This is a genomic window from Halomonas saccharevitans (assembly GCF_900116405.1).
GTDB lineage: Bacteria > Pseudomonadota > Gammaproteobacteria > Pseudomonadales > Halomonadaceae > Halomonas > Halomonas saccharevitans.
The window spans coordinates 1-23,440 of record NZ_FPAQ01000045.1 but is presented as its reverse complement, the minus strand read 5'-3'; the positions used below and the strand labels follow the sequence as shown (position 1 = coordinate 23,440).

At 68.5% G+C, this 23,440-nt stretch carries 20 protein-coding genes and 1 pseudogene; 13 read left to right on the top strand and 8 right to left on the bottom strand.

The window, feature by feature from the left end:
* A partial coding sequence (xsc, locus tag BM388_RS15645) for a sulfoacetaldehyde acetyltransferase (RefSeq protein ID WP_089851853.1) occupies positions 1-1,403 on the bottom strand: 1,403 nt, incomplete at its 3' end.
* Positions 1,404-1,642: 239 nt separating this feature from the next.
* Between xsc and BM388_RS15640 the strand changes: the two genes are divergently transcribed.
* Both BM388_RS15640 and BM388_RS15635 read left to right on the top strand, forming a co-directional pair.
* On the top strand, positions 1,643-2,461 hold the full coding sequence (locus tag BM388_RS15640; RefSeq protein ID WP_089851852.1) for an IclR family transcriptional regulator: 819 nt from the start codon (positions 1,643-1,645) through the stop codon (positions 2,459-2,461).
* 99 nt (positions 2,462-2,560) lie between these two features.
* Positions 2,561-3,697 (top strand): aminotransferase class V-fold PLP-dependent enzyme, encoded by a 1,137-nt coding sequence (locus BM388_RS15635; protein WP_089851850.1) that lies wholly within the window; start codon positions 2,561-2,563, stop codon positions 3,695-3,697.
* 123 nt (positions 3,698-3,820) lie between these two features.
* Here the strand turns inward: BM388_RS15635 and BM388_RS15630 are convergent, their stop codons facing one another.
* Together BM388_RS15630 and BM388_RS15625 are read right to left on the bottom strand one after the other, a co-directional pair.
* Positions 3,821-4,504: a CBS domain-containing protein gene (locus tag BM388_RS15630; protein WP_089851848.1), complete on the bottom strand. Its 684-nt coding sequence runs from the start codon at positions 4,502-4,504 to the stop codon at positions 3,821-3,823.
* A 124-nt stretch (positions 4,505-4,628) separates the two neighbouring features.
* Positions 4,629-5,378, bottom strand: coding sequence for a DeoR/GlpR family DNA-binding transcription regulator (locus tag BM388_RS15625; RefSeq protein WP_089851845.1), 750 nt, complete (start codon positions 5,376-5,378; stop codon positions 4,629-4,631).
* Between the two features lie 191 nt (positions 5,379-5,569).
* Here BM388_RS15625 and BM388_RS15620 point away from each other — a divergent pair, with 191 nt between their 5' ends.
* The 6 genes and pseudogenes from BM388_RS15620 (at position 5,570) to BM388_RS15595 (ending at position 11,472) form a co-directional block, all read left to right on the top strand.
* Positions 5,570-6,841, top strand: coding sequence for a NupC/NupG family nucleoside CNT transporter (locus tag BM388_RS15620; RefSeq protein ID WP_089851843.1), 1,272 nt, complete (start codon positions 5,570-5,572; stop codon positions 6,839-6,841).
* A gap of 89 nt (positions 6,842-6,930) precedes the next feature.
* Positions 6,931-7,698, top strand: a complete 768-nt coding sequence (deoC, locus tag BM388_RS15615; protein ID WP_089851841.1) for a deoxyribose-phosphate aldolase — start codon at positions 6,931-6,933, stop codon at positions 7,696-7,698.
* Positions 7,698-9,053, top strand: coding sequence for a thymidine phosphorylase (gene deoA / locus BM388_RS15610; RefSeq protein WP_089851839.1), 1,356 nt, complete (start codon positions 7,698-7,700; stop codon positions 9,051-9,053). The genes deoC and deoA overlap by 1 nt, the downstream gene beginning before the upstream one ends.
* Positions 9,050-10,333 carry a phosphopentomutase gene (locus tag BM388_RS15605; protein WP_089851837.1) on the top strand — a complete coding sequence of 428 codons (1,284 nt, stop codon included), beginning with the start codon at positions 9,050-9,052 and terminating at the stop codon, positions 10,331-10,333. Before deoA ends, BM388_RS15605 begins: the two co-directional genes overlap by 4 nt.
* Entirely contained in the window at positions 10,333-11,067 is a 735-nt protein-coding gene (gene deoD / locus BM388_RS15600) for a purine-nucleoside phosphorylase (RefSeq protein WP_089851835.1), read from the top strand. Before BM388_RS15605 ends, deoD begins: the two co-directional genes overlap by 1 nt.
* A pseudogene (locus BM388_RS15595) lies at positions 11,064-11,472 on the top strand (cytidine deaminase). Before deoD ends, BM388_RS15595 begins: the two are co-directional and overlap by 4 nt.
* Positions 11,473-11,545: 73 nt before the next feature.
* On the opposite strand, the gene BM388_RS15590 reads toward BM388_RS15595, so the two are convergent.
* Entirely contained in the window at positions 11,546-12,439 is an 894-nt protein-coding gene (locus tag BM388_RS15590; protein ID WP_089851833.1) for a LysR family transcriptional regulator, read from the bottom strand.
* Positions 12,440-12,574: 135 nt separating this feature from the next.
* Here BM388_RS15590 and BM388_RS15585 point away from each other — a divergent pair, with 135 nt between their 5' ends.
* Positions 12,575-13,756, top strand: coding sequence for an MFS transporter (locus tag BM388_RS15585; RefSeq protein ID WP_089851831.1), 1,182 nt, complete (start codon positions 12,575-12,577; stop codon positions 13,754-13,756).
* 60 nt (positions 13,757-13,816) lie between these two features.
* Positions 13,817-14,779, top strand: a complete 963-nt coding sequence (locus BM388_RS15580) for a TIGR03571 family LLM class oxidoreductase (protein ID WP_089851829.1) — start codon at positions 13,817-13,819, stop codon at positions 14,777-14,779.
* Between the two features lie 311 nt (positions 14,780-15,090).
* Here BM388_RS15580 and BM388_RS15570 read toward each other — a convergent pair whose 3' ends face one another.
* Both BM388_RS15570 and BM388_RS15565 read right to left on the bottom strand, forming a co-directional pair.
* Positions 15,091-16,608 carry a hypothetical protein gene (locus BM388_RS15570; protein WP_245781576.1) on the bottom strand — a complete coding sequence of 506 codons (1,518 nt, stop codon included), beginning with the start codon at positions 16,606-16,608 and terminating at the stop codon, positions 15,091-15,093.
* A gap of 6 nt (positions 16,609-16,614) precedes the next feature.
* Positions 16,615-18,915 (bottom strand): mechanosensitive ion channel domain-containing protein, encoded by a 2,301-nt coding sequence (locus BM388_RS15565; RefSeq protein ID WP_089851825.1) that lies wholly within the window; start codon positions 18,913-18,915, stop codon positions 16,615-16,617.
* Positions 18,916-19,047: 132 nt separating this feature from the next.
* Between BM388_RS15565 and BM388_RS15560 the strand changes: the two genes are divergently transcribed.
* Positions 19,048-20,043 carry an amidoligase family protein gene (locus BM388_RS15560; protein ID WP_089851823.1) on the top strand — a complete coding sequence of 332 codons (996 nt, stop codon included), beginning with the start codon at positions 19,048-19,050 and terminating at the stop codon, positions 20,041-20,043.
* Positions 20,040-20,720: a gamma-glutamyl-gamma-aminobutyrate hydrolase family protein gene (locus BM388_RS15555; RefSeq protein WP_089851821.1), complete on the top strand. Its 681-nt coding sequence runs from the start codon at positions 20,040-20,042 to the stop codon at positions 20,718-20,720. Before BM388_RS15560 ends, BM388_RS15555 begins: the two co-directional genes overlap by 4 nt.
* A 206-nt stretch (positions 20,721-20,926) precedes the next feature.
* Here BM388_RS15555 and BM388_RS15550 read toward each other — a convergent pair whose 3' ends face one another.
* Positions 20,927-21,352 carry an OsmC family protein gene (locus BM388_RS15550; RefSeq protein WP_089851819.1) on the bottom strand — a complete coding sequence of 142 codons (426 nt, stop codon included), beginning with the start codon at positions 21,350-21,352 and terminating at the stop codon, positions 20,927-20,929.
* 146 nt (positions 21,353-21,498) lie between these two features.
* Between BM388_RS15550 and BM388_RS15545 the strand changes: the two genes are divergently transcribed.
* On the top strand, positions 21,499-22,398 hold the full coding sequence (locus BM388_RS15545) for an aldo/keto reductase (RefSeq protein ID WP_089851816.1): 900 nt from the start codon (positions 21,499-21,501) through the stop codon (positions 22,396-22,398).
* 30 nt (positions 22,399-22,428) lie between these two features.
* Here BM388_RS15545 and BM388_RS15540 read toward each other — a convergent pair whose 3' ends face one another.
* Positions 22,429-22,977, bottom strand: a complete 549-nt coding sequence (locus BM388_RS15540) for a DUF1415 domain-containing protein (protein ID WP_089851813.1) — start codon at positions 22,975-22,977, stop codon at positions 22,429-22,431.
* Positions 22,978-23,440 lie beyond the last annotated feature (463 nt).

Genomic DNA, 23,440 nt, shown 5'->3' with positions numbered 1-23,440 from the left:
GCCACCTTGGCCCCGATCATGGTGGGAAAGGCGTAGCCGCAGTTGCCGAAGCTCATCGGCGCGAAGAAGCTGCGCGGCTTCTCGAAGCGCAGGTAGCTGTGCGCCACGGCGTTGATGTTGCCGATGTCGGTGGACACCATCGCGTCCTCGGGCATGGCCTTCTCGAGCTCACGCAGCACCTGGCGCGGGTGCAGGTACTCGCCGCCGGAGAACGGCGTCTCGCCCTGGGCCTCGTCGATGGCGTCGAGGCTGAACGGGTCCTTCTCGTGGGTCCACTCGTCGAGCTCGCGCTCCCAGGCATCCTTCTCGCTGGCGATCTGGTCGGCACGCTTGGCCTTGGTGGCGTCGCACACCAGGTCACGGCTGGCCAGGCGCTCGGTGATCGCCTCGGCGGCGTCCTTGGCGTCGCCGCAGATGCCCACCGCGATCTTCTTCACCAGACCCAGCATCTTGTGGTCGGCGTCGATCTGGATGATCTTGGCGTCCTTCGGCCAGTAGTCCAGGCCGTGCTGCGGCAGGGTGCCGAACGGCCCCAGGCGCGTGCCCAGTGCGACGACCACATCGGCCTGGGCAATCAGCTTCATGCCGGCCTTGGAGCCCTGGTAGCCCAGCGGGCCGCACCACAGCGGGTGGCTGGCCGGGAAGGAGTCGTTGTGCTGGTAGCTGTTGACCACCGGCGCGCCGAGTCGCTCGGCCAGCGCCTGGCAGGCGTCGACGCCGTCGGCCATGACCACGCCGCCGCCGGAGACGATCACCGGGAACTTGGCGTTGGCCAGGAGCTCGGCGGCCTCGTTGAGGGTCTTGTTGCCGCCCGGGCCGCGGTCGAGGCGCGCCGGCTCGGGGATCTCGCACTCGATCTCGCCGTAGAAGTAGTCGCGCGGGATGTTGAGCTGGGTCGGGCCCATCTCGGACATCGCCCGGTCGAAGCAGCGGCCGGTGTACTCGGCCATCCGCGACGGGTGTGTCACGTGGCCCTGGTACTTGGTGAACTCCTGGAACATCGGCAGCTGATGGCACTCCTGGAAGCCGCCCAGGCCGATGCCGGTGGTGCCCGTCTCGGGGGTGACGATGACCACCGGAGTGTGCGCCCAGTAGGCCGCGGCGATGCCGGTCACGGCGTTGGAGATGCCGGGGCCGTTCTGGCCGATCACCGTGCCGTGACGGCCGGAGACGCGGGCATAGCCGTCGGCCATGTGCGCCGCGCCCTGCTCGTGGACCACCGGGATCAACCGGATGCCGGCCGGGGCGAAGATGTCCATGGCGTCCATGAAGGCCGAGCCCATGATGCCGAACATGTCGGTCACCCCGTTGGCGACCAGGGTCTCCACGAAGGCCTCCGAGGGGGTCATCGTCTGCTTGCCTGTCACGACCTGGCGGGTGTCTGCGTTGTTATCGGTGCTCATGGGAACCTCCACGGGAGCGCTGGGTATCGGATCTGGCGTCGGCGCCATCTCGTTGCGGCATTGATACCGGGACTGTGTTTTTCGGTATTTATTCGTTTTTTGAAACCAAAGATTCCGATATATGGAACCTGACCAAAACGTAGCGCTCCACCGACGGCCCGTCAACAAAATTCCATAAAACGGTACAAATTGATTTCTTTTCGGGAACAAATTACCTTGAGACCAAAGGGAGAGCCGATATGACGACCAAATCCGAGATGAGCCGCCTCGAGGGCGATACGCCGGCACAGCGCCTGCTGGCTCTGCTGGAGGTGATCGCGGGGAAGGACCAGTTCTTCACGCTGCAGGGTATGGTCGAGGAGACCGGCCTGCCCAAGCCCACCCTGCATCGCATGCTCCAGCAGCTCGAGACCTCGGGCATGCTGCAGCGCGAGGCCGACGGCCGCCACTACAGCAAGGGCAGCCGCCTTCGCCGCCTGGCCGAGTCGCTGTTGCTCAACGACACCGTGCACGGGGCCCGCCATGCGGTATTGAGGAAGCTGGTCGATGAGGTCGGCGAGAGCTGCAACATCACCGCGCTCTCCGGCGGCGAGGTGCTCTATCTCGATCGTGTGGAGACCTCAGCACCGCTGCGCTTCTATCTGCACCCCGGTTCCCGGGTGCCGGTGCACTGCTCGGCCAGCGGCAAGCTCTTCCTCGCCCAGATGGCGCCCGCCCAGCGTCGGCGACTGCTCAATGAGCTGTCGTTGGAGAGCTTCACGCGCAACACCCTCATCGATCCCGAGGCCCTCGAGGCCGAGATCGAGGCCGTGCGCCGCCAGGGCTATGCCTTCGACGACGAGGAGTTCCTGCCGGGGCTCCTGTGCATCGCGGTGCTGGCGCCCAACCCCGACGGCCCCTCGAATACCGGCCTGGCGATCCAGGCGCCGATCATGCGCATGACCCGCGACAAGGCGCTTGCGTGCCTGCCGGCCCTGCAGCGTGCCGCCGAGCAGATCGCCGCCATCAATCGCGAGGCGCTGTCCGACGCCGCCCAGGCCGCCGCCGGTGATCGCTGAGCCAATAGCCGATGGGGCGCCACTGGCTGGCCTGAGCGCGTGATTGCGAATATGCTCTGGGGCATACGCAATGGCCCGAACCACAACAGGGAGACCGCAATGGCCGGACTGCTACCCGATGTCGACCCCGATGGACTGCTCGAGTACTCGGTGGTCTATACCGATCGCGCACTGAACCACATGTCGAAGAGCTTCCAGGGCGTGATGTGCGACGTGTCCGCCACGCTGAAGGAGGTCTACCACGCGCACTCGACGGTCATCGTGCCCGGTAGCGGCACCTTCGCCATGGAAGCCGTGGCGCGCCAGTTCGCCAAGGACCGCCGCTGCCTGGTGATCCGCAACGGCTGGTTCAGCTACCGCTGGAGCCAGATCCTGTCGATGGGCAAGATCCCCTCCGACGTCAACGTGCTCAAGGCCCGCCGGCTGGACGATGACGACGTCACCTCGCCCTTCGCGCCGCCGCCCATCGAGGACGTGGTCGAGGCGATCCGCGAGCAGCAGCCGGACATCGTCTTCGCGCCCCATGTCGAGACCTCCTCGGGCATGCTGCTGCCGGACGACTACCTGCAGAAGATCGCCGACGCCATCCACGACCAGGGCGGCCTGCTGGTGCTCGACTGCATCGCCTCCGGCACCCTGTGGGTCGACATGCAGGACGTCGGCGTCGACGTGCTGGTCAGCGCCCCCCAGAAGGGCTGGAGCGGCAGCCCCTGCTGCGGCATGGTCATGCTCTCTCGCCAGGCGCGCGAGATCATCGAGGAGACCACCAGCACCAGCTTCGCCTGCGACCTGAAGAAGTGGCTCTCGATCATGGAGACCTACGAGGGCGGCGGGCACGCCTACCACGCCACCCTGCCCACCGACGGCCTGCGCCAGCTGCGCGACGTGATGAACGAGACTCGGCAGTACGGCTTCGATCGCGTCTACGAGGAGCAGCGCGAGGTCGGCCGCCTGGTGCGCGAGATGCTCGCCAAGCACGGCTACAAGAGCGTGGCCGCGCCGGGCTTCGAGGCGCCGGGCGTGGTGGTAAGCTACGCCGATGACGAGGCGATCGTCGCCAAGTTCCTCGAGGCCGGCGTTCAGGTCGCCGCCGGCGTGCCGCTGATGTGCGACGAGGGCGAACACTTCCGGACCTTCCGCATCGGCTTGTTCGGCCTCGACAAGCTCCACCACCCGGAGCGCACCCTGGAGAGCCTGGAGGCGGCGCTTGCCAAGGTGCAGGCCGCCGAGGCGTAATGCCGCGGTCCGCCGCCGCGGCACGCAGCGGATGACGTAAAAGACAGCGGGGCGGCCTCTTGGCCGCCCCGCTGGCGTTGGTATCGAGCTTGCGCGAACGACAGACGAGCTCAGAATCGAGGATCAGACCGCCCCGACGCCTCGCGGCACGAAGCCCAGGTTGTTCTCGACCTCCTTGACGCCGTCGATGTTCTCCGCGGCGACCTGCACGGCCCAGCGCTGCTCCTTGCTCTCGACGAGCCCCCACAGCTGCACCTTGCCATCGGCGACGATGACGTTGATGCGATCAACCATCACGCCGGTGTTCTCGTCGACCTCCTTGAGGATGGCATCGCGGATCGCGCGGCCATCGTCACCGCCGGCCGACTGGCGATCCAGGGAGAAGCCGCGCAGCAGGTTGGAGCGGCTGACGATGCCCACTAGCTTGCCGTCGCGCACCACCGGCACCCGCTTGATGCGGCGCTTCTCGAGCAGCGAGGCGATGTGGTGCAGCGGCTCGTTCTCGCCCACGGTGAGGGGGTTGGCGGTCATGATCTGGCCGGCCTTGCGCCCGTGGGTCTTCACGTAGTCCGCGGCATCGCCGCCGGCGCTGAAGAGCTTGAGCCACCAGGAGCGGCGCTGATCTTCCTCGGGCTCGATCCGCGCCATCAGGTCTCCTTCGCTGACGATGCCGAGGACCCGGTCGTCGGCGTCAACCACCGGCACGGCGCTGATGCCGTGCTCCAGCAGCAGGCTGGCGATCTCGCCGACATCGCTGTCGGGAGTGACGGTGATCACGTTAGTCGTCATGACATCTGCGGCTTGCATAGGGCGTGTCTCCAGACGATGGGCAGTCGTTGTTCTCGATGAGTCGCCTTACAAGTTAGCAATCCTTTGCGCGCCCTGCCTTGATGCCGGACAGCTTTCCACGCTCCCCAAGGCCATCCCCCACCTACGGCCGGGCGGGCTCACCCGCGGCGAGGCGCCGCGCACCCTCGCCGTCGCTGATGATCTCGTCGATGTCGTCGAGCCCGGCGAAGCGCATCGGGCGGATGACGCCGAGCTTGCTCTCGTCCACCACCAGCAGGCGCCTGGCCGCGGTGGCGATGGCCGCCTGCTTGGGCGCCACCTCGTGGAAGTGAAAACAGCTCAGGCCCTGGCGCTCGTGCACGCCCGCGGCGGAGAGGAAGGCCTGGTTGATGCCGAGACGGCGGATGGCGGCATCCACCTCGTCATCGGCGAAGGAGCGCGACGAGCCGTGATAGAGCCCGCCCAAGAGAATCAGGCGCACCCCCGGGAGCAGGCTCACCGCCTCGGCCACGTTGAGGGCGTAGGTCACCACGGTCAGCGACTGGTCATGCGGCAGGCCCGCGGCGAGCGGCATCAGGGTCGTCCCGCAGTCGATGAACAGCGTATCGCCGGGCGCGATGCGCTCGAGCGCCCGCCGGCAGAGTCGGCGCTTGGCCGCGGCGTGGCGGTCCTGCTGGGCATCCAGGTCGTAGACCGGCGCATAGCGCGGATCGTCGCTGCGCACCAGGTGCCCCCCCATCAGCTGCAAGCCACTCTCGGCGGCGGCCAGGTCGCGGCGGATGGTCATCGCGGAGACGCCGCACAGTACGGCGGCCTCGGAAAGCCGCAGGCTGCCGCCATGGGCAAGGGCCTCACTCAGCCGGGCGAGGCGCCGGACACTGCGTTCGTTCATCTGCTCAGGCTCTCCTGATGCCCCCTTGCCGACACGTCGTTGCCGAGCTTTCGGTAGCGGCCATGAGGGCTGAAATGAGGGCTGAAAATGTTAAAAAAATAACATCGAATGTGATAGTTTTCACCTCACACTCGCGCGTCACATTCACCCGCATGCCTGCCCTCCAGGCCGCCCCATCGGATAGGTGCCCCATGACCCTCTTCATGAGCGTGGTCGGCATGGCGACCCTGATCGCCATCGCCTTGCTGTTCTCCTCAGACCGCCGCGCGATTCGCCTGCGCACCGTGCTGGGCGCCTTCGCCATCCAGGCCGGCATCGGCGCCTTCGTGCTCTACGTGCCGGTCGGCCAGGCGGTGCTTGCCAGCGTCTCTGGCGCGGTCAGCCAGGTGGTGCTCTACGCCAACGACGGCATCGACTTCGTGTTCGGCGGCCTGGCCGACGTCGAAGCCACCGGCTTCGTCTTCGCCATCAAGGTGCTGCCGGTGATCATCTTCTTCTCCTCGCTGACCGCCGTGCTCTACTACCTGGGCATCATGCAGTGGGTGATCCGCATCCTCGGCGGCGCCCTGCAGAAGGCACTGGGCACCTCACGCACCGAATCGCTCTCCGCCACCGCCAACATCTTCGTCGGCCAGACCGAGGCGCCGCTGGTGGTGCGTCCCTTCATCGCCCGCATGACCCCGTCGCAGCTGTTCGCGGTGATGTGCGGCGGGCTCGCCTCGGTGGCCGGCTCGGTGCTGGCCGGCTACGCCGCCCTGGGCATCCCCATGGAGTATCTGGTGGCGGCCTCCTTCATGGCGGCGCCCGGAGGGCTGCTGTTCGCCAAGCTGCTGATGCCCGAGACCCAGCAGCCGGAGGACAGCGTCTCCGAGGTGGAGGAGCGCCTCGAGGAGGACGAGGACCGCCCGAGCAACGTGCTGGACGCCGCCGCGGCCGGCGCCAGCTCCGGCCTGCGCCTGGCCGCCAACGTCGGCGCCATGCTGCTCGCCTTCATCGGCCTGATCGCCCTGTTCAACGGCATGCTCGGCGGCATCGGCGGCTGGTTCGGCATGGAATCGCTGAGCCTGGAACTGATCCTCGGCTGGCTCTTCTCGCCGCTCGCCTTCCTGCTCGGTGTGCCCTGGGAGGAGGCGACGCTCGCCGGCTCGTTCATCGGCCAGAAGCTGGTGGTCAACGAGTTCGTGGCCTATATCAATCTCGCCCCCTACCTTGAGGGTGAGCAGCTGGTGGCCGCCACCGGGCAGGTCATGACGCCCCACACCATGGCGATCCTCTCCTTCGCCCTGTGCGGCTTCGCCAACCTCTCCTCGATCGCCATCCTGCTCGGGGGGCTGGGCAGCATCGCCCCGAGCCGCCGCCACGAGATCGCCCGCTTCGGCCTCAAGGCGGTGCTGGCCGGCACGCTCTCGAACCTGATGTCGGCGTCTCTGGCCGGCTTCTTCCTGGCCCTGGCCGCCGCCTGACCGCGCCGTCGTCGGCCCTCTGCGGCGGGCGACGACGGCACTATGACGCTTCCATTTTTCACGCACTCTCTCGCCATACCGGAGCCCCCATGACCGAACTGCAGCAGGCCGCACGCCAGGCCCTGGCGCTGATGGACCTCACCAGCCTCAACGACGACGACACCGACGCCACCATCGAGGCCCTCTGCCAGCGCGCCAGGACCCCGGCCGGCACCCCGGCGGCGATCTGCGTCTACCCGGACTTCGTGGTCACCGCGCAGCGCGCGCTGAAGGCCCATGGCCTCCAGGGCATCGTCAAGGTGGCCACGGTCACCAACTTCCCCGCGGGCGGCGACGACATCATGGCCGCCGCCCGAGCGACCCGCAGCGCCGCGGCGTCCGGCGCCGATGAGATCGACGTGGTCTTCCCCTGGCGCGCCCTGCTGGCCGGCGACGAGGAGACCGGTCGCGAGCTGGTTGCCTTCTGCAAGCAGGCTGCCGGCGACGCCGTGCTCAAGGTGATCCTCGAGACCGGTGAGCTCAAGGACCCGGCGCTGATCCGCCGCGCCAGCGAGCTGGCCCTCGAAGGCGGCGCCGACTTTCTCAAGACCTCCACCGGCAAGGTGGCCGTAAACGCCACCCTCGAGGCCGCCGAGATCATGCTGACCGCGATCCGCGACAGCGGCGGCGACGCGGGCTTCAAGGCGGCCGGCGGTGTGCGCACCGTCGAGGACGCCCTGGCCTACCTGAAGCTCGCGGAGCGCCTGATGGGCGTGGCCTGGCTCACCCCGGCGCACTTCCGCTTTGGCGCATCGAGCCTGCTCGACGACCTGCTCGCGACCCTAGAGGTCGATACCGGGAAAGCCGGAGGCGCCTGATGAGCGCGGCCGCCCTGCCCTCTGCGTCGCTGCCCCAGGAGCTGATCCGGGCCAAGCGCGATGGCCAGGTGCTCGATCGCACGGCGATCGGGGAACTGGTCGCCGGCATCACCGACGGCCGGCTCTCCGATGCCCAGGTGGGGGCGCTCGCCATGGCGATCTTCCTCAAGGGCATGAACGCCGACGAGACCGTGGCGCTGACCGAGGCGATCCGCGACTCCGGCGAGGTGCTCGACTGGTCCGGCCTCGACCTCCCGGGGCCGGTGCTCGACAAGCACTCCACCGGCGGCGTGGGCGACCTTGTCTCGCTGGTGCTGGGGCCCTGGATCGCCGCCTGCGGCGGCCACGTGCCGATGGTCTCCGGGCGGGGGCTGGGTCACACCGGCGGCACCCTGGACAAGCTGGAGGCGATCCCCGGCTACTCGGTGAGCCCCGACACCGCCACCTTTCGCCGCCTGGTGCGCGAGGTCGGCGTGGCGATCATCGGCCAGACCGCCGACCTCGCCCCGGCCGACCGTCGCCTCTATGCGGTGCGCGACGTCACCGCCACCGTGGAGTCGCTGCCGCTGATCGTGAGCTCGATCCTCGGCAAGAAGCTCGCCTGCGGCCTCGATGGCCTGGTGATGGACGTCAAGGTGGGCAGCGGCGCCTTCATGCCCAGCGCCGACGCCGCCCGGGAGCTCGCCGCGACCATCGCCGAGGTGGCGAGCCGCGCCGGCACCCGCACCACGGCGCTGGTCACCGACATGAGCCAGCCGCTGGCGCCCCGCGCCGGCAATGCCCTCGAGGTGCACGAGGCGATCCGCCTGCTGAACGGCGAGAAGCGCCATGGGCGTCTGCTCGAGGTGACGCGCCGGCTGGCCGCCGAGCTGTTGATGGCCGGCCGCCTGGCCGACTCTCACGAGGCCGCCCTGGCGCGCCTGGACAAAACACTCGCCTCCGGGGCAGCCGCCGAACGCTTCGCGCGCATGGTGGCGGGACTCGGCGGGCCGAGCGACCTGCTCGAGCGCCCCGCCGCCCACCTGCCGGAGGCGCCGGTGGTGCGCGCCATCTACGCCGAGCGGCCCGGGCGGGTGCAGGCGATCAACACCCGCGCGCTGGGCCTCGCCGTGGTGACCCTCGGCGGGGGACGGCGCACACCGGGCGCGGCCATCGACCCCGCCGTCGGCCTCTCTCGCATCGCCTCGCTAGGGGAATTCGTCGACGGCCACCGCCCCCTGGCGCTGGTTCATGCCGCCAGCGTGGACGATGCTGAAACCGCCGGGCGACAGCTGCGCGACGCCATGCGCGTCGGCGACGAGCGGATCGCCCTGCCCCCACTGACCCACGACGTGATCCGTCGGGAGGTGCCATGAGCCGCGCCATCGTGCTGGTCCTCGACTCCTTCGGCATCGGCGCCACGCCGGATGCCGAGCGCTTCGGCGATGCCGGCGCCGACACCCTGGGCCATATCGCCGCCGCCTGCGCCCGGGGCGAGGCCAACCTCGCCGCAGACGCAGACGGCCCGGGCCGCCAGGGCCCGCTCGCGCTGCCGAACCTCGCCCGGCTCGGGCTCCTGCATGCCCACCGCGAGAGCACCGGTAACTGGGCCGAGGGCGTCGCGGCGCCGGACGAGGTCGTTGGCGCCTACGGTCACGCCCGGGAGCTCTCCTCGGGCAAGGACACCCCCTCCGGCCACTGGGAGATCGCCGGCGTGCCGGTGCGCTTCGACTGGGGCTATTTCCCGGATCGCGAGCAGAGCTTTCCCCCCGAGCTGCTCGAGGCGCTGGTCGAGGAGGCCGAGCTGCCCGGCGTGCTCGGCGACTGCCACACCTCGGGCACCGAGGTGATCGCCCGGCTCGGCGAGGCCCACGTCGAGAGCGGCAAGCCCATCGTCTACACCTCGGCGGACTCGGTGTTCCAGATCGCCGCCCACGAGGAGGCCTTCGGCCTGGAGCGCCTCTACGAGGTATGCGAGATCGCCCGGCGACTGCTCGAGCCCTACAACATCGGCCGGGTGATCGCGCGCCCGTTCGCGGGCGCCGATGCCGCGAGCTTCGCCCGCACCGCCAACCGCCGCGACTACAGCGTCGAGCCGCCCGCCCCCACGGTGCTGCAGCGGCTTCATGACGACGGCGGCAACGTGGTGGCGATCGGCAAGATCGCCGACATCTATGCCCACTGCGGGATTACCCGCACCCTCAAGTCGAGCGGCCACGACGCCCTGATGGACGCCACCCTGGCGGCCATGAATGAGGCCGGCGAGCGCTCGCTGATCATGACCAACTTCGTCGACTTCGACATGCTCTACGGCCATCGCCGCGACGTGGCGGGCTACGCCGCGGCGCTGGAGGCCTTCGATGCCCGGCTGCCGGAGCTGCTGGAAAAGCTCGAGAAAGACGACCTGCTGATCCTCACCGCCGACCACGGCTGCGACCCCACCTGGGCCGGCACCGATCACACCCGCGAGCACATCCCGGTGCTGGCACTCGGCGCCGGGATCAAACCCGGCTCGCTGGGCGCGCGGGCGAGCTTCGCCGATATCGGCCAGAGCCTGGCGGTACACCTGGGCCTGCCGCCCATGGAAGACGGCGAGAGCTTTCTTCCCGATGCCGCGAAACGCTTTCTGCGACCCGCTGACACAGGAGCCTTGTGATGGCCACGCCCCATATCAACGCCGAACGCGGCGACTTCGCCGATACCGTGCTGATGTCCGGCGACCCGCTGCGCGCGCGCTACATCGCCGAGACCTTCCTCGAACAGGTGCGCGAGGTGAACACCGTGCGCAACATGTCCGGCTTCACCGGCACCTACCGGGGCCGACCGATCTCGGTGATGGGCCACGGCATGGGCATCCCGTCGGTGTCGATCTATGCCAAGGAGCTGATCACCGAGTACGGCGTCAAGCGGCTGATTCGGGTCGGCTCCTGCGGCGCGGTGCGCGACGACGTGGCGATGCGCGACGTGGTGATCGGCCTGGGCGCCTGCACCGATTCCGGCGTCAACCGGTCGCGCTTCGCCGGCATGGACTTCGCCGCCACCGCCGACTTCGACCTGACCCGCCATGCGGCGGACGCGGCCGCGGCGCTGGGCGTGCCGGTGAAGGTGGGCAACCTCTTCTCGGCGGATCTCTTCTACGACCCGCGCCCCGAGACCGCCGAGCTGCTCAAGCGCTACGGCATCGTCGGCGTGGAGATGGAGGCCGCCGGCCTCTATGGCGTGGCCGCCGAGTTCGGCGCCCGGGCCGCGACCATCTGCACGGTGTCCGACCACATCCTCAAGGGCGACTCGCTCTCCAGCGAGGCGCGCGCCACCACTTTCGACGAGATGATGGAGATCGCCCTGGACAGCGTGCTGCGCGACGACGCGGCCCGGGAGGGCAAGGCATGAACGGTGAGATCGAGGCGGAGATCGTCGGCGAGCTGATCGCCGTGCGCGAGCGGGCCTACGCGCCCTACTCACACCATCCGGTCGGCGCGCTGGTGATCGGGGAGAGCGGCACCCGCTACGCCGGCGCCAACGTCGAAGTCGCCCACTAATAAGGGGCTCTGCGCCGAGGCCTCGGCCATCGCCGCCCTGGTCAGCGCCGGCGAGCGCGAGCTGCGCGAGGTCTACGTGATCGGCCCGGGGGAGCATCTCTGCACGCCCTGCGGCGACTGCCGCCAGCGCATCCGCGAGTTCGCCACCCCCGCGACCCGCATCCGAGTGGTCGACGCCCAGGGCCGGCTGCTGCGCGACTACACCATGGAGGCGCTGCTGCCGGACTCCTTTGGCCCCGAAAACCTGACGCTCTAACAGCAGAGGCCTGACTCGGCACATCTCCACCCCACGATATCGGGCATGTGTCGATGGCCATCACTCAGTGCGATCAAAGCCTAAGCCGTTGAGCTATAAAATCGAGGAAGGCTCCGATCCGCCCCGACAGCGCCGTGTTGCGGTAATAGACGGCCTGGACCATTTCGCGCGGGTTGGGGCTGATCATGCGATCCGTCATCAGGGTGACCAGCCGCCCCTGGACGAGATCGTCCTGAATCATGAAGCGCGACAGACAGGCGATCCCCTCGCCGGCCAGGCACAGCTGGCGCATGACCTCCCCGCTGGAGGTGCTCAGCTGTGAGCGGATGTTGGGGCCCTCCTGGGTCAGTCCCTCCACCGGCCAGCGATTGAGGTTGTCGGCATTCAGAAACCCCAGCAGCTGATGATCGCGCAGCGCCGCGGGGCTGACCGGCACGCCATGACGCTCCAGATACGGCGGACTGGCGACCAGCTGCAGGGGAGAGCGTCCCAGCGGGCGGGCATGCAGGGTGGAATCCTCCAGGCTGCCGATGCGAATCGCGACATCCGTTCGCTGCTCGAGCAGGTTGATGATGTCATCCGAGGCCGACAGCTCCAGCTCGATCCCCGGATAGTGCGCGCGAAACGCCCCGATCAGGGGCACCAGCTGATGCAGCACGAAGGGCGTGGCGGCATCGACCCGAAGACGCCCTCCGGGTCGCTCGCGACTCAGCCGCATCGCCTCCTCGGCTTCTTCCAAGGTGTTCAGCCCGGCCCTGACCCGGTCGATGAAGATACGGCCCTCGCTAGTCAGGGTCACGCTGCGCGTGGTGCGATTAAGCAAGGGAGTGTCGAGCTGTTGCTCCAGGCGCTGCACGGCGCGTGATACCCGCGCCACCGGGACCCCCATCAGGCGTGCAGCGGCGCTGAAGCCACCGCTGTCGACCACGGCCACCAATAGCTGAAGGTCCTCGGTTCGACTCTGCATGTGTCCTCCCCATGGCCGCCACACTATTGTCGATATCGTAAAGGTGTTTTGATTTTACCCCGGTTTATCGCATAAGACAGCCGGCGCAGACTCCTCAGCGTTAGACGTTCCCTCGCTTCCCCAAGGAGATCTGCCATGCCCATTGCATTGTACGCACTGATGCTCAGTGCCTTTGCCATCGGCACCACCGAGTTCGTGATCGTCGGACTGGTGCCCACCATCGCCCAGGACCTGAGTGTCTCACTGCCCTCGGCCGGCCTGCTGGTCAGCCTGTATGCCGCCGGCGTCGCCGTCGGCGCGCCGGTATTAACCGCCCTGACCGGCCGCATGAATCGCAAGCTGGTGCTGCTGGGGCTGATGGCCCTGTTCATCGCCGGCAATCTGCTGGCCTGGCAAGCGCCCGGCTACGGCTCATTGATCACGGCCCGCATCCTGACCGGCCTGGCCCATGGCGTGTTCTTCTCCATCGGCTCGACCATCGCCACCAGCCTGGTGAGAAAGGACAAGGAAGCCAGCGCCATCGCCATCATGTTCACCGGCCTGACCGTGGCCCTGGTCACCGGTGTGCCGCTCGGCACCTGGATCGGCCAGAACTTCGGCTGGCGCGCCACCTTCCTGGTGGTCTCGGCGCTTGGCGCCCTGGCCCTGATCGGCAGCGCCCTGCTGGTGCCGAGCAACCTCAAGCAGTCCGTACCTGCCACGCTTGGCCAGCAGTTCAAGGTCCTCACCCATCCGCGCCTGCTGCTCGTCTACCTGATCACCATCCTCGGCTATGGCGGCACCTTCACCGCCTTCACCTACCTGGCGCCGATCCTTCAGGACGTCAGCGGGTTCGGCAACAACGCCGTCAGCCTGATCATGCTGGTCTACGGCATCTCGGTGGCCGTCGGCAACATCTACGGCGGCAAGCTGGCCGACCGCATGGGCCCCATTCGCGCCCTGACCCTGATCTTCTCGGGCCTGGTCGCCATCCTGCTCGTGCTGACCCTCTCCTCAAACCATCCGGTGGCTGCGGTACTGACCGTTCTGATCTGGGGTGCCTTCGCCTTCGGTAACGTGCCGGGGCTGCAGGTCTACGTGGTGCAGCAGGCCGAGCGTTTCGTGCCCGAAGCCGTCGATGTCGCCTCCGGCCTCAACATCGCCGCCTTCAATATCGGTATCGCCCTGGGTTCAGTGGTCGGCGGCTACGTCGTCGAGGGCATGGCCCTGACCGATACCGCCTGGATCGGTGCCGGCTTCGTCGTCCTGGCCCTGGGCCTGACTCGACTCTCCGGCAGCCTCGACCGTCGCGGCAACGCCGCCATGGCTCGCGCTTAATCCCCTCCACGCGCCCGACGCCTTGAACGACGCCGGGCGCGTCTTCAGGAGACTCTTGCCATGTCACTGACGCGACTCACTCAAGGACCGCTGACCCTCGGGGTAGAGCTACCGCTGGATAACGATTGGAGCCCGAGCGGCGAGCGCGCTCGTCGCGACGACGCCCGCCCCTTCGGCGTTCCCGATATGGACGCCCATGCCGAGCGCATCGCCCAGGTCGATCGCCTGGGCTTTCGTGCCGCCTGGCTGCGCGATGTCCCGCTCTATGACCCCGCCTTCGGCGACGCCGGCCAGGTCTTCGAGCTGTTCACCTATCTGGGCTACCTGGCGCGCCATACCGACCACCTGCTGCTGGGGACCGCCGCCGCGGTATTACCGTTGCGCCAGCCCTGGCTGGTCCGCAAGGCCGCGGCCACCGTGCAGGCCCTGAGCGGCAACCGGTTGCTGCTGGGGGTCGCCAGTGGCGACCGCCCCGTGGAGTATCCCTTGTTCGGAGAGGACTTTGCCCAGCGTGGCGCCCAGTTCCGCGGTGCGATCAAGATTCTCAAGGGACAGGTGGATACCCGGCTGTCATCGGGGCAGGCCGTGTTACCCCATGCCCCTCAACCACCGCTGCTGGCGGCCGGTCTCGCCCAGCAGTCGCCCCACTGGGTGGGCCGCGAGATGGACGGCTGGCTCGCCTACCCCGGCACACCGCAGGATCACATCAAGCGCGTCGGGCTGTGGCGCCAGGTCGCCGGCGACAAGCCCTATGTCAGCTTTATTCATCTGGACCTGCTCGAGCGCCCCGATGCCCCCACGACCCGGCACCGCTTTGGCATCAGCGCCGGCCGCGAGGGCCTGATCCGCGAGCTCGAGGCGATGCAGGCGGCTGGCGTCAACCATATCGGCCTGCATTTCCGCCGCAACCAGCGCCCCCTGGACGAGACCCTCGAGGAGATCGGCCGCGAGGTGCTGCCGCGCTTCCAGGGCCAGGCGCCCGTCATCGAACCCCATGCCAAGGAGACCGCCGATGTCGACTGAGTACCCAAACCTCCCCGAGACCTTCGAGGCCTGGACCCGATCCAGGCCCGGCGAGCCCGAGGACCTGAAGCGCGAACGTCTCGTGCTGGAGACCCCGGGCGATCAAGAGGTGATCGTCGCCCGTTGGCCAGCAGCTTGGGGGCCATATTTCGCCTGGCGTGCACATATCGTTGCCTGAGAGCAGACTTTTCAGACAGGTCGAGCATCCAGGTCTCGACGCCAGGGCTCAGGGTAACTGCGCCCTGGCTTGAACGGCCGACGCACATCGCCCGAACGGGCCGCCACCGAGACGCGGCTCGTTCGGAGACGGCTCACTCAGGCTTGGCTGACTCCGCCCCTTCCTCGGGCCCCTCCTCGTGCACCAGCTCCACGTCGACGATCTTCGAGCGGCTCATGACGATCTTCCAGCGCTGCAGCAGCGGCGTGCCGTTGCCCTCCACCTCGCGGATCACCAGGTTGATCAGGTGGCGCTTCTCCACCGGCTCGCGCACCACCTGCCCCTTCTCCTCGAGACGGTAGACGTGGTGGCTGCCCTTGCTCATCAGCCGCGCCAGCGGCGACAGATCCAGGGTCAGCGTCTCCCGAGTGCGGTCGTAGCCGCTGAGAAAGCGCGTCGGCGACATCCGTGAGCTCGAACGGTAGTGCAGCACCACCTCCTCGCGCTGGGCCATGTTGCGCTTGCGCACCCGGCGAATCTCCTCGTCGAGGCGCGGATAGCGCTGGTAGTCGAACCACTCGAGCTGGCGGCCCAGCACGGCGTTGCTGTTCGCATCCAGGTACTGGCGTCGCCACTTGGGTCGCCCCCGGCGCAGCAGGCGCCAGAGGGTCACGCGCAGGTCGTCCTTGAACACCTCGCGCAGCGCATAGAGCACGGCGAGCGCCAGCACGAACAGCGCGGTGATGTCCCCGAGCGCCGCCCGCGCCTCCAGCAGGCCCAGGGTGACGAAGACCATCACCACCGCCGTGGCCAGGCCCTTTACCGCCTTCTCCTCGCCGCCGCCGAGCTCTTGGCTGCGCTGCTTGAGGGTCACGGGATACTCGATCAGCCGGCGCAAGAGCCGCATCTTGTTGGACATCCGTGTCGGGTCGCGGGTGACCCGTTCGGCGTTGTACTCGCGCTTGCGGCGATGATCGTCCTCCTCCCGGCAGACCCCCAGCAGGCGCTCGCGAATCTCGCGGTAGTCGTTGCCCCGCGGCAGGTGGGCGATCAGCTCCAGCAGCCGCTGCTCGGTGAACCAGGAGAGGTAGTTGTCGATGTTGGCGTAGTAGCGGTGCAGGCTCTCGTCGCTCGGCTCCTGGCGGCGCAGACGACGCAGGATGCCGCTGGAGAGCTCCAGGGTCTCCTCGAGCTGCTCGCGCAGCCGCCCAGCCTGGGCCGTCTCGTCCTCCGAGGCGCCCGACCGAGCGGCCTCCTCGAGGGTCTCGGCCTTGTCGCCGGTCCGCTTCTCGGCCTTGTCGCCGACGCGCTTCTCAGCCTTGCGCGTGCGCCTCGCCTGATCGAGCAGCGTCTGGGTCGAGCGCTCCATGGCCACCACGTACTGGTAGGCGTAGAGGCTCAGCCCCAGGCGATACTGGTCGGCATCGAGGCGCTTACCGGCCAGGCGGCTCATCACCAGCGGCAGCCGGTGACGATCGCTGTAGTAGGTGCGCTTGACGTGGATTGCGCCGTGGTAGAACGCCTCCTCCGAGAGCACATGGGCATTGAGGCCGAGTTCGGCCGGCACGAACAGATAGACGTCGAGCCGGTGCGAACTCTCCTCGCGCAGCACCCGGGAGATCTTCAGGTGCAGGCTATCGCGACGCTCGACCGTGATCTGATGGGTCGCCACGCGCGCTTAACCCGGGTCCGGGGCGGCGCCCCGGGCGCTGGTTTCTCTGCCCGGGTCGGCGGCCTCCGCCTCGCCGGGCCGGCGGCCACTGGCGTCGCGACCCTCGGCGCCCTCGCCGGTGCCATCCAGGCGGCCACCGCCCTGGCCCTCCATGCTGACGCTGAGCCGCGGCACGCCGAGATCGACCGACAGGGCCTCCATGCGCTGCTTGAGCAGCAGGTTATAGGCGCGCGCCACGTCCCACTGCATCTCCGGCGCGGTGCGAAAGCGCATCCGCAGGATGGCGCAGCCGTCCTCGAAGCTGTCGATGCCCTGCATCTCCAACGGCGACCAGATGTGGTGGCGCATCATCGGGTCCTGGCGCAGCTGCTGGGCCGTCTCCTGGATCAGCGTGGTCGCGTCGTCGATCTTCATGTCGTAGGGGATACGGATGCGCATCAGGGCGACGCCGAACTGACGCGACATGTTATGGATCGACTCGATGCGACTGAAGGTGATGATATGCACGATGCCGTCCAGGTCGCGCAGACGCACCGTGCGCAGGGTCAGTCCCTCGACGCTGCCCATGTGGCCGTTGATCCTGACGAAGTCATCCACCGCCAGCGAATCCTCGATGAGGATGAAGATGCCGGTGATCAGATCCTGCACCAGGGTCTGGGCGCCGAAGCCGACGGCCAGGCCGATCACACCGGCACCGGCCAGCAGCGGCGTGACGTTCACCCCGAGATTGGCCAGGCCGACGATGGCGGCGATGATCACGATGGTGGCGAAGATGATGTTGCGGATCATCGGCGTGATGGTCTGCGCCCGAGCCATGTTGACGCGCCGTCCACGGGCCCGGGCCGGGCTGGTCAGGGCGCGCTGGATGGCGGTATCGGCGAAGATCCAGATCAGCCAGGCCAGCAGCAGGGTGAAACCGATGGCCAGCAGCGCCTGGCCGATGCGCACGCTGGCCACCCCCTGCTGGCCGATGCCGATCAGCGAGGCGCCCCACACCTGCAGCGAGAGTTCGGCGAAGGCGATCCAGGCCACCACGTGGGACAGCGCATAGCCGAAGCGCTCCAGACGCCGACGGTAGTCGCTCATGCGGCGGTGTGCGGAGCGGCGCTGCCCGTGGCGGCGGATCAGGCCGGTCACCACCAGGGTCAACACCAGCAGCGAGGCCGAGATGATCGAGCGCGCCAGTGCCGTGCCCACGTCGCCCACGGTGATGAAGATCGCCAGCAGGGAGCCGCCCACCAGCAGCATGGCCGGCACGTGCCACAGGCCACCGACCAGCCGCATCACCTCGCCGATGCTGCCCCGATCGCGGCGTAACCCATAGGGCCGGTTGCGGATCAGGTGCTGGATGGGGCGCTTGAAGCGGACGATGAAGCGCGCGCTGATCAGCGCCGCCAGCATATTGGACAGGATCGACATCAAACTCGCCAGATCGGTGCCGATGATGCCGGAGAGCCGCGTGGAGTTGAAGGCATCGCCCAGCGCGATCAGCGCGCCGATGACGAACAGCGTACGCAGGCTCTGGTGCTGCAGGATCTGCACCGCCGTGAAGCGATGGCCGCTGGTGAACACCGAGATCACCGTTTCCACCACCACCGACAGGGTGCGCCCGCACAGCGCCACGTAGGCGGTCACCAGGGTCGCGGTGCGCCCGGCGCTCGGCGGCACCAGCTGAGCGATGCCCAACACCAGCAGAAAGGCCAGGGTCCAGGGCAGCATGCGGCGCAGGAAGTGCACCGCCAACAGCCAGCCGCGGGGCTCGCGGGGCAGGTCCAGGGGCCAGCCGCGGCGCCTGGCCAGCTGCCGCCCGAGGGCGATCAGGATCACCAGCAGGCCGGCCCAGATCGCCAGCAGCACGGCGAACTCGATGACGAAGCGCAGAAGCTCGGCATTGCCGGTCTGGACCACCAGGTTGACCAGGTCGGTCCAGCCCTGGCGCAGCTGGCGGCGCCACTCGTCCACCGGCGAGTGGCCGGAGTCGGCCTGCTCGCCCAGTTCGGTGATGGTCTCCGCCAACGCCCCGAGCAGCCCCTGGGGGCGGGTCAGCCCGCCCTCTTCGGCGGACACATCGTGGGCCTGCTGAAGCTGGCGCAGGCTCTCGAGCAGCGCCTGGCGCTCCTCGGCGTTCTCCAGGGTGCCGATCACCTCGTCCAGCGAGGCCTGGAAGGCCTCGGGATCGTGGGTCTGAGTCGACTCGCCGCCGTTGGTCAGGCCGGACAGCGGCAGGGTCTGGGCCGACGCGACCGCCGGAAGCAGCAGCACCGACAGCAGCAGCCAGACCAGCAGGCCGCGAAAGACAACGAACATCCGGTGCGCTACAGGCAAGATTCCCTCTCCACTATTCCCTCTCCACTGGCGAAGGAACGCGACAGGCGTCGCGTCCATGATTCGTGAGGCAGTATGTTAGGCTGCCGACACCATGCCCTACAGGATGCCGACATGACGCCGCAACCGCCACCCGAACCCCGCAATGCCGACGGCGAGACGCGCCGCGTCGGGGTGGAGATCGAGTTCGCCGGCCTGCCGCCGCATCGCACGGCCGAGCTGGTGCAGACGCTGTTCGGCGGCGACATCGAGGTCCTGAGCCCCCATCGCCTCAAGGTCGTCGGCGGTCGCTGGGGAGATTTCGGCATCGAGCTCGACACCCAGTACGCCCACCCCGACCAGGAGGTGATGGCCGCCGAGGACGCCATCGACAGCGAGTGGGAGCGCATGCGTCGGGACTTCCACGCCCGCACCCGCGAGCTGATCGGCGATATGGTGACCGGCCTGGTGCCCACCGAGATCGTCTGTCCGCCGGTGCCCTGGGACGAGCTGGACGAGCTGGATGCGCTGTTCGAAGCGCTGCGCCAGCACGGTGCCAAGGGCAGCGACGCCAGCCTGCTCTACGGCTTCGGCCTGCACCTGAACCCCGAGGTGCCGAGCCTCGAGGTCGAGAGCCTGCTGGCCTATCTGCGCGCCTACATGCTCAGCGCCGCCTGGCTGCGCGAGCAGATCCACGTCGACATCACCCGGGAGGTGCTGCCGCATGCCAACCCCTTCCCCCGGGCCTATGCCCTCAAGATCCTCGACCCGGACTACGCCCCGGATCTCGAGACGCTGATCGCCGACTACCTGGCGGACAACCCGACCCGCAACCGGGAACTGGACATGCTGCCGCTGTTCGCTCACCTCGCGCCCGACTTTCCCCATGAGCTGCTGCAGAATCGGCTGGTCAAGGCGCGGCCGACCTTTCACTACCGCCTGCCCAACGCCCAGCTCTCCGAGCCTGGCTGGGGAGCCGTCACCGAGTGGAACCGCTGGCTCGAGGTCGAGCGGCTGGCCGCCACCCCCGAGACCCTGGCCGAGCGCAGCGCCCAGTTCCTCGCCCGCCACCGCCCGTCGGCCCCCCGCCGGCTATTGATTCGCCTGCGTCGCTGGATCTCCACACGATGAGTCACTCGCCACGTCCCCTGATCGGCATCACCACCTCCGATGCCAAGAGCCGTATCGCCTGGTGGTTCGACTGGTTCGCCATATGGCGCCACGGCGGCCGGCCACAGCGGCTGTCGCCCTCGCGCCCCGTCCCCTCGCACCTCGATGGCCTGATCATCGGCGGCGGCGACGACATCCAGGCCCACCTCTACGACGACGAGGTGCGCCTGGACGTGCGCGTCGACCCGCAGCGTGACGAGCTCGAGCTCGAACTGCTGAAGCGCTTCATCCCCGAGGGCACGCCGACGCTGGGGATCTGCCGGGGCGCCCAGCTGATCAACGTGCACCTGGGCGGCACCCTCGACCCGGACATCTACACCACCCACGAGGGGCTCAAGCGCCGGCGCACCGTGCTGCCGCGCAAGACCGTGGATATCGTCGCCGACAGCCAGCTCTACCGCATCCTCGAGGTCACCTGGTGTCGCATCAACAGCCTCCACCACCAGGCCGTGCAGAAGACTGGCAGAGGCATCGAGATCGTCGCCCGGGACCGCGACGGCCTGGTGCAGGGCATCGAGTCCCGCGAGCACGACTTCCTGATGGGCGTGCAGTGGCACCCAGAGTGGCTGATCTTCAACCGCCCCCAGCAGCGCCTGATCCGCGCCCTGGTGGACGCCGCCCACCGCCACCGGGACTGAGCCGGCCGGCACCCGATTGCGCCCTCGCGCCCGCACTCGCCCATACGCGCCATACGCGCCATACGCGCCATACGCGCCATACGCGCCATACGCAAAAGAGGGCCGCCCGAAGGCGGCCCTCTTGCTTGCGCTGTTTACCAATTCACTTATCACCTCGCCATCGCGCCGCTGACACCGGCCGTGGCGATAGGCTCCTCGACCCGCGCTCAGCCTTCGAGCGTGGCGTCCAGGGTGATCTCGGCGTTCAGCAGCTTGGAGATCGGGCAGTTGTCCTTGGCACCGTTGGCCGCCTCCTCGAAGGCCGCCTGATCGGCGCCCGGCACCTTGCCGCGGGTGACCAGGTGCACGGCGGTCACGGAGAGGCTGTCCGGATCCAGGGTCACGGTCGCCTCGGTATCGATGCTGTCCGCCGTGTACCCGGCCTCGCCCAGCACCAGCGAGAATGCCATGGAGAAGCAGCCAGCGTGGGCCGCCCCGATCAGCTCCTCGGGGTTGGTGCCATCGGCGCCCTCGAAGCGCTTGCGGAAATCATAGGACACGTCCTTCAGGGTGCCGCTGCCGGTAGACAGGCTGCCGCCGCCATCCTTCAGGCCGCCTTTCCACTGTGCGGTCGCGGTATTCTTGATGGTCATGTGTTCTCCTCGTCGATCTGGGGTTCGGTCAGGCAAGCCACTACACCATAGACCCGCAGGGCCGCCCGTGGCCACACCGCGCGATTGCATCGTCGACGGCGTGCCACCAGAATAAATGGAAAATACTTCCATTAACAGGAGATCCCATGTCGACCACGCCCAGCGTCACCCTCGCGGCGACCGCCCACGAGCCCGCCATCGAGCTGCCGGCCATCGGCCAGGGCACCTGGTTCCTGGGCGAGGGGCTGGCCCCGCGCCGCGATGAGGTGCATGCCCTGCAGCACGGCCTCGAATCCGGCCTTCGCCTGATCGACACCGCCGAGATGTACGGCGACGGCGGCGCCGAGGAGGTGGTGGGCGAGGCCCTCAAGGGTCGACGCGACGAGGCCTTCCTGGTCTCCAAGGTCTATCCCTGGAACGCCGGGCGCGACAGCGCCATCGCCGCCTGCGAGGCGAGCCTCAAGCGCCTGGGCACCGACCACCTCGACCTCTACCTGCTGCACTGGCCCGGCGGTATCCCGCTGGAGGAGACCCTCGAGGCCTTCGAGCGGCTGCGCGAGGCGGGCAAGATCCGCCGCTTCGGGGTCTCGAACTTCGACGTCGACGAGATGGCCACGCTCTCAAGCCTGCCCGGCGGCGACGCCTGCGCGATCAACCAGGTGCTCTACCACCTGGGCTCGCGGGGCATCGAGCACTCGCTGCTGCCGTGGCAGCGCAAGCAGGGCATTCCCACCATGGCCTACTGCCCGCTGGCCCAGGCCGGCAGCCTGCGCCGCGACCTGCTCACCCACCCCGAGGTGACGGACATCGCCGCGGCGCTTGGCATCACGCCGGCCCAGCTGCTGCTGGCCTGGGCGATCCGCCCGGTCGGCGCGAACGGTGGCGCCCCCCAGCGCGACGTGATCGCCATCCCCAAGGCCACCGGCCTGGATCACGTGGCCCAGAACGCCGCCGCCCTGGCGGTCGAGCTGGATGACGCGAGCCTTGAGCGCCTCAACGCCGCCTTCTCGGCGCCGAGCCGCAAGCCGCCGCTGGATATCGTCTAGCCCAAGCGCTCAATCCCGGGGCAGGAAAACCTAGCCGCGCAGCCTGGCCAGCGCCTCGGCGAGCGCCTCATGGCCCAGCTCGCGCATCGCCTCGACGTTGCGCGCGGGGATGCCCTCGGGGTCGGGATGATGCTCGAGGGCCCGCTCCAGGCCCGCCTCGCGCAGCAGGTGCCACATCGGATAGGGCGAGCGGTTGGTGAAGTTGGCGGGATCGTCCGGCTCGGCGTCGGCGAAGACGTAGTCCGGATGGAAGCTCGCCAGCTGGAAGGTGCCCTCGTAGCCCTGATCGGCCAGCAGCGCCTCGGCAATCTCCAGCAGGTCCAGGTAGTCGTCGAAGTCCTCGAGCCCCTCGGTGAGCACCAGCAGGGTCGTCTCCACCTCGGGATTCGCCTCCAGGTGGCGGCACTCGTCGAAGAGCGCCAGCAGCGCCGCCTCACGGTCGTGGGCCGGCACCGCCACGCTGCGGATGCTGTCGCGAGCCACCTCGCGGCCGGCGAAGGGGCAGACGTCGTGGGCGACCACGAAGGTCTCCACCCAGGCGCGGGTGGCCGCGAGGGGGTCGGGGCGATTGGCGGTCATGGGCGCTCATCCAGGCTGGAAAGGGGCCGCCATGGTCCGCCGAAGCGGGCCAGCAGGCAAGTAGACCGAGCAGGCTAATCCCAGTTGGGCTTAACGAGGGGCGCCGGGGACAGGTCGAAGAGGGGGTCCTGGTATGGATTGACCTGTCAAGGGCTCGGTTGTCTCTTCAGTGCATGCGGTTGTCCTCAATGCCTACGGGTCAGGAAGCGAGGGGCTATCAGCGACGGTGGATCTCTCTGGTATTCGTGGGTTGGGTACCGACCTGTCATCACTTCGTCGCGGAGCTACCCTGCTCTACGCTCGAGGGTCACCCTGCCCCGGAGGGCGGGAGCCTCATAGGACCGCCAGGGGTTCTCCTACCGGCCCGACGCTCCCTGACCCGCAGGCACTGGGACACTGCCGTCATGTCGTGGCCCGGCTGCCGTGTGGCTTGCCCATTGCCTCGCAGGCGAGGGCCCACAGG